12 protein-coding genes are annotated in these 11,702 nt (G+C 74.0%); 8 read left to right on the plus strand and 4 right to left on the minus strand.

The annotated features are described in order from the left end of the window. Positions 1-382 precede the first annotated feature (382 nt). On the minus strand, positions 383-1,033 hold the full coding sequence (locus tag ACWEPF_RS33105) for a hypothetical protein (RefSeq protein WP_452175490.1): 651 nt from the start codon (positions 1,031-1,033) through the stop codon (positions 383-385). A gap of 188 nt (positions 1,034-1,221) precedes the next feature. On the opposite strand from ACWEPF_RS33105, the gene ACWEPF_RS33110 reads away from it, so the two are divergent. Beyond that, positions 1,222-2,493 (plus strand): hypothetical protein, encoded by a 1,272-nt coding sequence (locus ACWEPF_RS33110; RefSeq protein ID WP_452175491.1) that lies wholly within the window; start codon positions 1,222-1,224, stop codon positions 2,491-2,493. Here ACWEPF_RS33110 and ACWEPF_RS33115 read toward each other — a convergent pair whose 3' ends face one another. Both ACWEPF_RS33115 and ACWEPF_RS33120 read right to left on the minus strand, forming a co-directional pair. Further along, positions 2,494-3,390 (minus strand): GNAT family N-acetyltransferase, encoded by an 897-nt coding sequence (locus ACWEPF_RS33115; protein WP_452175492.1) that lies wholly within the window; start codon positions 3,388-3,390, stop codon positions 2,494-2,496. Between the two features lie 60 nt (positions 3,391-3,450). Further along, on the minus strand, positions 3,451-4,200 hold the full coding sequence (locus ACWEPF_RS33120) for a VOC family protein (protein ID WP_452175493.1): 750 nt from the start codon (positions 4,198-4,200) through the stop codon (positions 3,451-3,453). Positions 4,201-4,331: 131 nt separating this feature from the next. On the opposite strand from ACWEPF_RS33120, the gene ACWEPF_RS33125 reads away from it, so the two are divergent. The 3 genes from ACWEPF_RS33125 to ACWEPF_RS33135 all read left to right on the plus strand — a co-directional run bounded on the left by ACWEPF_RS33125 (position 4,332) and on the right by ACWEPF_RS33135 (position 5,810). Continuing rightward, positions 4,332-4,973 (plus strand): TetR/AcrR family transcriptional regulator, encoded by a 642-nt coding sequence (locus ACWEPF_RS33125; protein ID WP_452175494.1) that lies wholly within the window; start codon positions 4,332-4,334, stop codon positions 4,971-4,973. Between the two features lie 163 nt (positions 4,974-5,136). Further along, positions 5,137-5,451: a hypothetical protein gene (locus tag ACWEPF_RS33130; RefSeq protein ID WP_452175495.1), complete on the plus strand. Its 315-nt coding sequence runs from the start codon at positions 5,137-5,139 to the stop codon at positions 5,449-5,451. Positions 5,452-5,486: 35 nt separating this feature from the next. Continuing rightward, positions 5,487-5,810 (plus strand): hypothetical protein, encoded by a 324-nt coding sequence (locus tag ACWEPF_RS33135; protein ID WP_449796832.1) that lies wholly within the window; start codon positions 5,487-5,489, stop codon positions 5,808-5,810. A gap of 55 nt (positions 5,811-5,865) precedes the next feature. Here ACWEPF_RS33135 and ACWEPF_RS33140 read toward each other — a convergent pair whose 3' ends face one another. Then, positions 5,866-6,684 (minus strand): isocitrate lyase/PEP mutase family protein, encoded by an 819-nt coding sequence (locus ACWEPF_RS33140; protein WP_452175496.1) that lies wholly within the window; start codon positions 6,682-6,684, stop codon positions 5,866-5,868. Between the two features lie 293 nt (positions 6,685-6,977). Between ACWEPF_RS33140 and ACWEPF_RS33145 the strand changes: the two genes are divergently transcribed. The 4 genes from ACWEPF_RS33145 to ACWEPF_RS33160 all read left to right on the plus strand — a co-directional run. Beyond that, positions 6,978-7,610, plus strand: a complete 633-nt coding sequence (locus ACWEPF_RS33145; protein WP_452175497.1) for a GNAT family N-acetyltransferase — start codon at positions 6,978-6,980, stop codon at positions 7,608-7,610. A 165-nt stretch (positions 7,611-7,775) separates the two neighbouring features. Further along, positions 7,776-9,935 carry a hypothetical protein gene (locus ACWEPF_RS33150; RefSeq protein ID WP_452175498.1) on the plus strand — a complete coding sequence of 720 codons (2,160 nt, stop codon included), beginning with the start codon at positions 7,776-7,778 and terminating at the stop codon, positions 9,933-9,935. 90 nt (positions 9,936-10,025) lie between these two features. Next, positions 10,026-10,571, plus strand: a complete 546-nt coding sequence (locus ACWEPF_RS33155; protein ID WP_452175499.1) for a WXG100 family type VII secretion target — start codon at positions 10,026-10,028, stop codon at positions 10,569-10,571. Positions 10,572-10,609: 38 nt separating this feature from the next. Further along, the coding region (locus ACWEPF_RS33160; RefSeq protein WP_452175500.1) for a WXG100-like domain-containing protein at positions 10,610-11,702 on the plus strand (1,093 nt) is incomplete at its 3' end.

Genomic DNA, 11,702 nt, shown 5'->3' on the forward strand with positions numbered 1-11,702 from the left:
CTCAGAGGAGAGCGGGCCTGCTTCATCGAGGAGGACCGATAGGGCTCCGAGCCCCTGCGCCGCCATGGGGAGCCGGTTCGAACCTCGTAGCACTCTGTAGCGCCAAGCAGTAGCCCACCAGCAGGACCTGTCAGCACCGCCTGGCGCCTCTCGGCACCTCTCATACGTTGAGGCCGCCGCGTGTGCACTGGTTGTGAAATGATCTTCCAGAAGCTCTATGTTTCCGCAGGTCAAAGGCATGTTCGATCAGAACTACGACCTGTAGAGGCACCACCGAGCTGCTGGACGCAGTTCGGGCCCGCCAACGTTTCCGCAGGTCAGGGACTCCCCTGGCCTGCGGAAACGCATGTCGTGGGGCAGTGGCCGGCCCGCTCTGCGGCGCTCACTCCGAGGCTCGCTCCGGCCTTTGGTGGAAGCGGTCCACGCCGGTTGGTGTGAGTTCCCATCCGCCGAGGAACTCGTCGCGGACCCGGACCGCGAGGAGGACCGCGTCGGCCGGCGTCCGGTCGTCCGGGTCCGGGTCGGGCTGCGCGGAGCCGAGGTGGAAGGCGACGACGGGGGCCGCGGGATCGTCGGTGGCGTAGCTGAGGGTCTTGGGTCGGTGCGGGTCCGGCGGACCGAACGTGACGGACGGCGGGCCGAATTCGGCCAGGACGTCGGGCAGGGAGCGGTCGCTCTCCGTCCAGGCCACGGCCCGGTCGGCGATGGCGGCGTGCTCGGCGGGCGTCAGGCTGCGGTCCAGCCGGAGCCAGCCCCGGCGGTGGGCGTCCTCGCCGTACTGGGACGCGATCACGTAGGTGTCGGAGTCGGGGAACGAGCCCCGCAGCAGCGCCGACGGGGCCAGGCGGGCGTTGGTGTCGGGGATCCACACCTGGCCCGAGGGACGCCGCTCGCCCGCTGCGAGCCGGTCGAGGAGGCGCGCCACCGCCGGCAGGCCGCCGAACTCCTCGGGCCGGCGCACCGCCTGGTTGAACTCCTCCCGCAGCCGTCCACCGTCCCCGTCGACCCGCTCCGGCAGGACCACCTCGGGCACCGCGCGACGGGCTCGGGACCGTGACGAAACGTCAGACACCATGGCGCCAGTCTCCCAGCGCCTCCAGGAGGTCGGCAACGATCATCCGCACCGGGCGTTCGCAGGACCTGCGGAGGTGGGTGCCCGGGCCCAGAGCGCTCGATCGCCGTCGGGGTGCCGCTGTCGGTGACGCTGGTTAGCGTGTCGGCGTGACGGATCTCCAGGTCGTGGCAAGGGCGTTGGTCGGCGGCGGGTCTTCGGTGGAGCGGTTGGTGTGTCATCCGCGGCTGCCGTTGGTGGCCGTGTGGGAGTCCGAGCGCCCGGTGGTGCGGGTGTGGGACCACGAAGGGGCGCAGCTGCGGGAGCTCGGGTTCGTGGGCACCGAGGACGAGGGGTACGGCGATGCCGTCGGGTGGGACCGGATGGAGTTGATGCCGGCGGCGGCGTGGCATCCAGAGCGGGCGCTGCTGGTCGTGGCGGTGGAGGAAGAGCTGTGGCAGTGGACTCCTGACGGGGTGTCCGTCCTCAAGGAGGGCTCCTCGTACCGCTGTCTGGCGTTCAGCCCGGACGGGCGGGCGCTGTGGGCCTCGCCGTCGTACCGGGACGGGGCCGAGGACTGGGAGAGCTCGGACGTGATCGACCTCGGATCCGGGGCCGTCGGCGGCGGGCCGAGGTGGGACACCGGGGTCACGGTGCATCCGGGCGGCGGGCTGGTGGCGACCCTGGCCAGTGACCAGGGGGCCACCTTCTGCGTGTTCGCCTCCGCCGGGAGCGGCGGCGGTGACGCGCCCTCCGCGATGAGGTGGCTGCGGCACGCGCTGATCCTGGACTGCGACGGCTACGAGGCCCCGGTCTTCAGCGCGGACGGCCGCCACTTCGCGATCCGGGGCAACGCGTACGGCAACTACGTGGAGGTCTTCGCGTTCCCCTCGCTCCGGCGCGTGCTGTCCGCGCCGCTGGGCGACCCCGACCCCGGCTTCCCGTATCCGCCCGGCTGGCTCGCGCAGATGGAGTCCTGGGCGGGGTACAACCTGGCCTTCGCCGAGCGCCCGGGCGTGCTCTGGATCGCCACTCCCGACGGTTCCCTGCTCGAGGTGGAGGTCGAGAGCGGCGCCACGACGGAGCACGGCGGCCCGCCCGGGGCCCGGCTGACCGCGCTCGCGGCGACCCCGGCGGGCGAGCTCCTCACCGCCACCGATGGTGGTGGGCTGCTCCTGCTCTCCGTGCTGACCGACGCCGCGACGGCGACGGCGGGCACCGCGGACAGCAAGGAGCTCGCCGGAGCCGCGGTCGCCGCGTTCCTGGCGTCCACCTCCGAGGTTCCCGCCGAGGGCGACCCGGAGGCCGGCCTCGTCCTGACCGACGGCACCCGGACCTGGGAGGACGATGACCTGTCGACGGTGGAGGAGGCCGACCCGACGGATCCGAGCTGGCTCCAACTCCGGGCCGCCGTCAACAAGATGACGGTCAAGGGCGCGTGATCAGAGGTCGAGTTGGAACTCGTGGGCGACGTGGGTGGGGAGGTAGCCGAGGGCGTCGTTGACGTGGCGCATGTGGGGGTTGTTGTCGGCGGTGTCGGTGAGGAGGCCGTCGAGGCGGGGGTGGTGGTCGCGGGCGGCGAGGATCGCGGCGGACTTCATCCAGCGGGCGAGGCCGTGGCCGCGGTGGGCGGGGAGGACGGCGGTGCCGTAGTGCTGGGCGTCGCCGGTGCCGTCGGCGGGGACGACGAGTTCGGTGAAGCCGACGACGGTGCCGTCGGTGCCGTCCGCGGTGGAGACGGCGGCGACGGTGTGGAGGGTCTCGCCGTGGGCGGCGACGGCGGCGGCCGCGGCGTGGACGCGGTCGAGGTCCCAGACGACGGTGCCGTAGTCGACGGCGCCCATCGGCATGTCGTCCATCGCGGTGCGTGAGGCGACGTAGGTGTCGGCCAGGTCCTCGGGGACCCGGCCCTCCCAGGAGGTCAACCGGTAGCCCGGGTGAGGGGATTCGGCGGCCGCGTGGAGCGCCGGCAGATCGGCGTCGGCCAGGGTGAGGCGGGCGTAGGTGAGGGTCAGGGCGACCCGGAAGCCGCGGGCGGCGAGGAAGACCTGCCCTGGGGTGCCCTCCTCCGCCTGGGCGATGACGCTGCGTCGGCCGTCCGCGCGGGCGGCCGCCAGGACGGCGGTGAGCAGCTCGGTGCCGACCCGCCGGCGCCGCTCGGCGGGGTGGACCCGCAGGTCGAGTTCGGCGAGGTGGCGCTGGCCCTGCTTGTCGAACAGGCGGAGGACGGCCGACCCGACGGGGTTGCCGTCGGCGTCGGAGGCCAGCCAGGTCAGGCGGCGGCTGGTGGCACCGGGGGCCTGCTCGGCGTCGGTCAGGGCGGTGATGCGGAGGGACAAGCTGACTCCGTTGCTGGCGGTCGTGCGGACGGCGTGCTCAGGAAGGGTACTGACGGCACGTCACTGCGCCCACGGCAGGCCCCGGGTGCCCTCGGCGCCCGGCACGGAGGCGACGCCGTCCGCGCGCATCGCGACGTGGGCCTCGGCGTCCTGCGGGGCGTGCACCCGGCGCGGCAGGTCGGGCGGCAGGACGAGGGTGTGTCCGGCCGGGACGGTCTCGGTGCGGCCCGAGTGGCTGACCTCGAGCGCGCCGGCGGTCACCGTCCAGACCTGCTCCCGGCTGACGGTGTGCTCGGGGCCGGTCTGACCGGCCGTCATGGCGACGGTCCAGGTGCTGAGTTCGGAGCTGCCGCGGCTGGGCGCGGCGAGGCCGGTCATCCGGGCGTTCGGCGTCTCGGTGACGTGCTCGGCGGCGGGGGCGACGACCCGGGCGGCCGGCGGCTCGGCCCCTTCCGGGGTGACCCACTCGACCAGCTGGACGACGACGCCGTTGGGGTCGGTGAGCTGGAACAGCCGCTCGCCCCAGGCCTCCTCGCACAGCGGGAGGGTGATCGGGGCGCCGGCCTCGCGCAGCCGCCGCTCCTCGCCGTCGAGGTCGGTGACGGTGAGCGCGAGGATCAGCCCGGTGGCCCGCTGGTGACGCTGCTCGGGCGGGAGCACCTCGGTGCCGGTGCGCAGCAGGACGACATCGGCGGCGGCGTCCTCGCGGCCGAGCGAGACGAAGCCCTCGGCGGCGACGGTGACCCGGTACCCGAGGTGGGTGCAGAGGAACTCGCGGGAGGCGTCCACGTCGTCGACGGTGAGGGACACGGTGGTGGTGGTGACGTTCAGAACTGCTCCTCAGTTGGGTTTACTCGGACTAACTTTGCGACGGACGTAACTTTAGGACGGACATAGCCAGCAGGGCAAGCATAATTTTGCGTCGGGGGTAAGATTTTCCCGTGACGACCGAACCGGGGCTCCGTGAGTCCAAGAAGCAGGAGACCAGGCAGCTGATCTCCGACTGTGCGACCAGGCTCTTCGTCGAGCAGGGCTTCGAGCAGACCACCATCGCCGAGATCGCCGCCGCCGCCCGGGTGGCCAAGAAGACGGTCACCAACTACTTCGCCCGCAAGGAGGACCTGGCCCTCGACCACCACGCGGAGTTCACCCAGGGCCTCGCCCGGGCCGTCGCCGAGCGCGGACCGCAGGACGCGCCGCTGACGGCCCTCGGCCGGACCTTCCGGGCCGCCCTGCTGGCGCACGACCCGGTGGTCGGCTTCACCGGCCCGACCTTCGCCAGGATGGTCGCCGACAGCCCGACCCTGACCGCCCGGCTGCGCGAGCTGCACGACCTGCGCGAGGAGGCCCTGGTCCTCGCCCTGGCCGAAGCCGCCCCGCCGAACACGCCGTCCATCGCCCCCCGGGCCACCGCCGCGCTGATCGCGGCCTCCGACCGGCTGCTGTTCCGCCGCATCCAGAAGCTCACCCTGGCCGGCCGCAGCGACGACGAGATCGAGGCCGCGCTCCTCCCCGAGGCCGACCACCTGTACGCCCTGCTGTCCGCCGCCGTCGCCAACGACCCGACCGGCACGCCCTGGTGAACCCGCCTCGGGGACGGGCGCACGGTCTCCCGCGCGACACGCCCACCCCCTCCGGGGTGCGCTCTACGTCACTGGGTGGAATGCCGCCCCGGACCCGTGACCCCGTCGGCGAGTGGTAGTTGGACCCGGCGTGACAGAGCCTGCGCATACCGGCCCCCTCCCCGTGGCCCCTCTCCCCTGGACGGCGGTCCAACCCCTGCTCGCGGCGTTGACGGCGGCCGGGGTCCCCCTGCGGACCGGCGACCTGGAGCAGTTGAGACTCGCGGCGGTGATCGGCCCCGACTTCGCCCGGGTGCTCGCCCGGTGGATCCGGGACGCGCACACGGGATCAGGGGCAGGCACCGGGACCGGAGCGGGGACGGGCGCGACCTCGGCGCCGCTGCCGTCCGGCCCGGTGCTACGGAGCATCGCGCCCCGGCCCGAACGGCCCGCGCTCGGCGGACCGTCACCGACCGTCCGGAACCTGCAGGCCTCCTGACCGACCGCACCCCCACCACGACCGACGGACCGGACATGCCTCTGATCAACGAACCTCGCCGCTCCCGGAGCGAGTTGGCGCACCCCTCTGCGCACACCGCGACGCACTCGTCGGCGCACTCGTCGGCGCACTCCGCGCACCGGCAGGGCGAGCCGTCCGAGCGCGCCGACGCCGGCCTGACGACCGGTCACCAAGCCGCGGCGCAGCTGCTCGGCCTGCGCGAGGTGGCCCTGCCGGCCGCCGTGGTCGCGGCGGCCGACCTGCTGCTGGACGACGCGCTGCACAGCGAGGACCCGGTCACCCGCGAGGCCGCCGCCGTCACCCGGGGGAGGTTGCGGGCCGCGCTCGGCCTGCACTGACGCCGGGCGGCAGGCAACTCACCCGACGTTCGGCGGGGGGCAGGCAGCAAGCGCCTCAGCCGACGGGCGGCTCGCCGAGCAGGACCGCGTTGACGGCGGCCCAGTCGAGCTGACCGGCCAGCTCGCCCGAGGTCCCCGCGCCCAGCAGCTCGCGGGCCGCGCGCTCGGCGAGGGAGTACGCCGCCTCGGCGATCGAGGAGCCGGCGCTGACCCGGGCCGCACCGGCGGCGGCGTACTCGGGGACGGTGAGCGTGCCAGGGCCGGTCAGCACGTTCACGGGGACGTCCACCGCGCCCACCAGGGCGCGGAGTTCGTCCGCGTCCAGGGCGCTGAGGACGAAGACGCCGTCGGCCCCGGCGGCGGTGTAGGCGTGCGCGCGGCGGACGGTCTCGTCGAGGCGGGCCGCGCCGGGCGGCAGGCGGTGGGTGTCGATGCGGGCGTTGAGGTAGAGCGGGATCCCGGCGGTGTCGGCCGCCGCCCGGGCGGCGGCGATCCGTTCGGTCTGCTCGGGGACGGGGCGGAGGGTGTCCTCCAGGTTGATGCCGACGGCGCCGGCCTCCAGTACGCCGGTGACGGTGCGGTGGACGCCTTCGGGGTCCTCCGCGTAGCCGCGTTCGATGTCGGCGGTCACCGGCAGGTCGGTGGCGGAGGCGATCCGGGCGATGGCGGCGAGCGCCGGTCCGCGCTCCAGCCGTCCGCCGTCGGGGGCGCCCAGGGACCAGGCGACGCCCGCGCTGGTGGTGGCGATCGCCCGCGCTCCGGCGCGTGCGACCAGGAGTGCGGAGGCGACGTCCCAGGCGTTCGGCAGAACGAGCGGGCGGCCGGGCACGTGCAGGGAGCGGAAGACCCGGGCCTTGTCGAGGAGTGTCGGCATGCGGGCATTCCATCACGCGCCTTCACGCGCCTTGACGCGGTCCGGGCGTGACCACCGTCACCGCCGAACGGGCCCTGGTGGCGACCCTCGCGAAACCTCCACACCGGTGTCCGGGGGCGTTCCCGCCCTGGTCGGCGCGGTGCGCCGCCGGGCTGGGGGCCGTTCCGTGTGCTGACGAGTGGTCAGACTCTGTCGACAAATCGCTCTTCCGGGGGTCGAGTTGACCTTACCCACAGGTAGGGGCGGGTCGAGCCGGGTTGATTGACCGGCTTCAAGGTGCTTCGATACGGGCCATGGGGAGGAACCGAGGCGCCACCTGTTCGCTGAGCACGGTGAAAGCGCTCTCAGGTCTGCGCGACGGCCAGGTGCTGATCCGCAGACCTCAGGAGCGGGACGCCGACACGCTGCTGGCCGGGTCGCACGACCCGCTGGTGCGCGAGTTCATGCAGGGCATCCTCAGCCACTCCGACCGCGAGTCGGCCGTCCGCTGGATCACCGAGGTGGCGCCCCGGCTCTGGGAGGCCGACCGGGCCGCGTACTTCGCGGTGGCACTGGCGGCCGAAGGCGGGCCCGCGGAAGAGGGCGAGCCCGAGGCCGAGGGCGGTCCCGCGATCGGGCTCGCCGAGCTGGTGGACCTGAGACCCGAGGAGGGCGCGGCCGAGATCTCATTCTGGCTGCTGCCCGAACACCGGCGGATGCGCACCGCGGCCTCCGCGATGCGGCTGGTCTGCCGTTTCGGCTTCGAGGAGCTGGGGCTGCGGCGGATCGACGCCTACGCCGCCGCCGAGAACATGGGGGTGCAGGTGGTCGGGGCCTCCATCGGCTTCCGCCGGACCGGCTTCCGCCCCGCGCTGTTCCGCAGCTCCCGCACCCAGGAGCTGCGCGACGCCGTCTACGCGACCCTCGTCCCCGAGGACCTCTGCTGAGCGACGACCGCTCCGTGCAGGGTGCGTTCACCCGTCAGTGCGCGGTCCGTTCGTCGCACGTTGGCTCCACGCACGCTCGCTCCACACACACTCGTTCCACGAGTACTTGATCTACGCGCATCGCGCGGCTGGTTTGTCCATGTACCAGGGCTGGGGGTTCGGAAGATGTCGGGACCGGTGGAGTTCTCGGTCGGCGGGGAGCAACTGCCGGGAGGCAGGCTCGAACTGACCCTTGATCAGGTGGGCGCGCTGCGGGTGCGCCACCGCAGCGGCGACACCGAGGTGGTGCGCACCGCCACGGTGGACCCGGCGGTGCCCGCCCGGGTGCTGAACGCGCTGCGCAACGCCGGCCCCGGAGCCGGCGGCGGGGTCGCCGAGGCCCGGCGGCTGACGGTCGGCGAACTGGCCTGGGCCGACGGCACCGACACCCCCGTCCCCGGCATCGCCCGGCTGCTGGAGGCGCTCGCCGGCCAGCTGATCCGCCCCGAGGCACCGGCCCAACTTCCGGGCAACCTGGTGCAGTTGGCGGCCGTCGACCCGGCCGAGGCCGCCCCGACGGCCGCCATCGGCACCGTCTCCGGCCGCCCCGCGTTCGCGCTGGCGGTCGCCGGGCGCGGCTTCGGCCTGGCCGAACTCGCGGACGGCGGAGCCTCCCTGGGCGACTCGGACGAGGAGGCCGGACTGCTGCCGACCGCCGTGGCGCTGGGCCGGGTCGCCGAGCGGGACCTCTTCGCGGTCGGTGCGCAGGACGGGGCCGTCCAGGTCTGGGACGCCACCACCGGGGCCCTGCTGCACGGGACTTCGGGCGGCGAAGGCGCACAGGTGGTGGCCGCCGCGGTGGTCGAGGGCGTGCCGCTGGCGTTCTCCGGCGGCCGTGAGGGCGAGGTCCGGGCCTGGCGGGCCGAGGACGGCAGGGGCCTCGGGCTGCTCGCGGTGAACGGCCGCGGCGCCTCCGCCGTGGTCCACGCGAACTGTGCCGGGCTCGACCTGGTGGCGGCCGCGGGCAGCGGTGACCACAGCATCCGGGTCTGGGACGCGGCGGCGGGCGCCCGGCTGCACCTGCTGGTGGGCCACACCGAGCGGGTCACCTCCCTCGCGGTGCTCTCGCTGGGCGACCAGGCGGTGCTGGCCTCCGGCGGCGTGGACCGGGAGATCCGGCTCTGGGACCTGGCCACCGGCGAGCCGCTGGCGGTCCTGGCCGGCCACTCGGCCACGATCACCGGCCTGGCCTTCACCGAGCTGGCCGGCGAGCCCGTGCTCGCCTCCTGCGCGCTGGACGGCACCGTGCGCACCTGGGACGTCTACCAGGGCACCGGCCTGAACGGCTGGGCCACCGGCGGCGCCTGGCTGACCGCGCTCGCGGTGGTGCGGCAGGGCGCCGGCTCGGCGCTGGCCGTCGGTGACGAGCGCGGTCGGATCCGGCTCTTCGACCCGGCCGACGGAACGGCGCTGGCGACCTGGGAGCCGGCCGGCCCCGCCACCGGCCCCCGCCCGCTGAACGCCCTGGCCACCGCCGTGCTCCCGGACGGCACCCAGGTGCTGGCCGCCGGGTACGGCGACGGCACCCTCCGGCTCTGGGAGGGCGGCCTCGAACGGCTCCAACTCGCCGAGGACGGCGGAGCGGTGAGCTCCGTCGCGGCGACCGACGGCCTGCTGGTCTGCGGCACCGTCACCGGCGCGGTGCGCTGCCACCGCCTCCCCGACGGCGCCCCGGTCTCGGTGCCCACCCCGCACACCGGCCCGGTGACCAGCCTGGTGCTCGGCGAGACCACCCTGGTCTCCGGCGGCGCGGACGGCGTGGTGCGGGTGCGCGGCGCGCTGGACGGCGCACCGCTGCTGCGGCTGGCGGCCCATCAGCAGGGCGTCACCGCGCTGGCGCTCGGCCCGCAGCTGCCCCGCCCGCTGCTCGCCACCGCCGGCGGCGACCGCACCGTCCGGATCTGGGACGCCGTCAGCGGCGCGCCCGGCCCGGTGGTGGGCGGCCTGACCGCCCCAGTGGCGGCGCTGGCCTTCGCCACCCACGCCGGACGTCCGGTGGTGCTGGCCGGCACGGCCGACGGCGCCGTCCGGGCCTTCGACGCCGAGAGCGGGCAGGCCGTCACCGAGCTGTCCGGGGGTGCGGCCCGGGTGCGCACGCTGGTCTGCCAGGAGATGGACGGCGAGGCCCTGGTCGCGGCCGGGGACGAGCGGGACACCGTGCGCCTGTGGCACCTGGGCAGCGGCACGCTGCTGAACGAGGCGCCGCTGGACCGCGCGCCGCTGGCCATCTCGTTCACCGAGACGGGCCTGTACGTGGTCGGCCCGGGCGGGGCCGTCACGCTCTGACGTGACGTCAGATTGTTCGACCTGGTGGGAAGTTGAGGGTCGGCGGACTGGGCCGCCGACCACCGATGGGGCAACGAGCGAGGGGTGGAAATGGCGGAGGGGAAGAAATTCCGGGTCGACCTGGAACAGGTCGAAGCGGCGGCGAAGATGATCCAGACCATGCTGGACGATCTGGAGGCGCCCACGGCGCAGCTGAAGGCGGCGGTGGAGCAGATCAAGCCGACCGTCTACGGCAGTGACCGGCTCGCCAAGTCGCTGACCGGTAGCACGGGTTCGGTCGGCGGTCTGTCGGACCACCAGAAGCAGGTGCTGGACGGCATCCAGAAGTTCCTCGCCAACAGCGCCCAGGTCGCGGCCAACCTGCGCACCGTGGTCGCCAACTACCGCACCGTGGACGAGTCGAACGCGACCTCGCTGCGGGCCATCGAGGGCGCGGACGCGACCGTCGCCCCGGTCAAGCCGGACCCCCGGAACAAGCCGGTCACGGTGGTGGTCGCGGGCGAGACCGGCGGACCGGTCACCGCCAACTCCAACTTCACCGGGGCCGACGCGCCCACGCTCGACTACAACGCCTGGGAAGACCCCGAGCCCCCGCCGCCGCACCCCTCCGGTGGTAGCGGACCGAAGCTCGCCTGACCCCTGCCCGTGTCGACCCTCGCAGAAGGACGGACACCGTGATCCAGCTGCCCCCCGACCTGGCAGAAGTGCTCAAGGTCATCCAGAGCAACGAAGACGGGAAGGCCATCGTCTTCCCCGACGCCAACGAAGACCTGATCGGCGACCTGGCCCTCGCCTGGGAGAAGTGGAACACCTTCGCCGAGACCCGGGTCGGCGCCATCGTGGCCAACGCCAAGCTGGCCATGGAGGCCATGGAGGGCGAGGCCGCCGAGAGCTTCGCGGGCTACCTCCGCAAGTTCTGCGAGGGCGACGCCTCGCACGTCACCACCACGGTCACGGCGGCGAACGCCATCGCCCAGTCGCTGCGCGGCGCCATCGAGGCGGTCACGCAGACGAAGAACGAGATGATCCGCGAGCTCCAGTACACGAAGGAGTACATCGAGGACAACCCGGCCGGCAAGAACGACGACATCGCCAAGTCCGAGGGCATCAAGGAGGCCGTGGCCACCTACAACACGTACGTCGGCCAGGTCGGCAACAACGTGGACTCGATGCTCCGTCAGGGCTCGGGCCACTTCCAGGCGATGACGGCGGCCGCCGAGGTCGCCTCGCTCACCGGCGGCAGCGGGAGCGGCGGAGGCGGAGGCGGCACCGGAGCACCGCCGCGGACCGGCCTCGACGGGGTCTCGACGGTCAACGCGCCCAACGTGATGCAGACCGGGCTCACCATGCCCGGCGGCGTCGGCGCCCCCGCGCCGGTGGACATCCAGGGCTTCAACCCGGGCGGCGTGGGCCCCGGCGGCCTCGGCGGCCCGGGTGGCCTCCCGGGCGGCGGCACCGGGATGCCGGGCGGTGCGCCCGGCGGTGGCACCGGCGGCGCACCCGCCCTGCAGCCGTTCAGGATGCCGACGGCACAGGCGCCGACCCCGTTCAGCAGCGCCAGTCCCACCCTGTCGCGCTCCCTCGCCAGTGGTTCCCCGGGCAGCTTCGGCAGCGGCGGGACCGGCGGCTCCTCGCTCGGCCCGGACGGGAAGCCCTCGTTCAAGCTGCCGTCCGAGATCAACGACGTGTACGCGACCGAGTACCCGTGGTTCTTCACCCCCAACGTATTCTCCGTGGCCTCCGACGGGCTGAAGCTGCGGTTCGGAG

The sequence above is a fragment of the Kitasatospora sp. NPDC004289 genome (assembly GCF_053602875.1).

Excerpts from the sequence above, each read along its gene's own strand:
- ACWEPF_RS33140 (WP_452175496.1), bottom strand. The coding sequence starts at position 6,684 with ATGCCGACACTCCTCGACAAGGCCCGGGTCTTCCGCTCCCTGCACGTG.
- ACWEPF_RS33150 (WP_452175498.1), top strand. The coding sequence starts at position 7,776 with ATGTCGGGACCGGTGGAGTTCTCGGTCGGCGGGGAGCAACTGCCGGGA.
- ACWEPF_RS33145 (WP_452175497.1), top strand. The coding sequence starts at position 6,978 with ATGGGGAGGAACCGAGGCGCCACCTGTTCGCTGAGCACGGTGAAAGCG.
- ACWEPF_RS33135 (WP_449796832.1), top strand. The coding sequence starts at position 5,487 with ATGCCTCTGATCAACGAACCTCGCCGCTCCCGGAGCGAGTTGGCGCAC.
- ACWEPF_RS33155 (WP_452175499.1), top strand. The coding sequence starts at position 10,026 with ATGGCGGAGGGGAAGAAATTCCGGGTCGACCTGGAACAGGTCGAAGCG.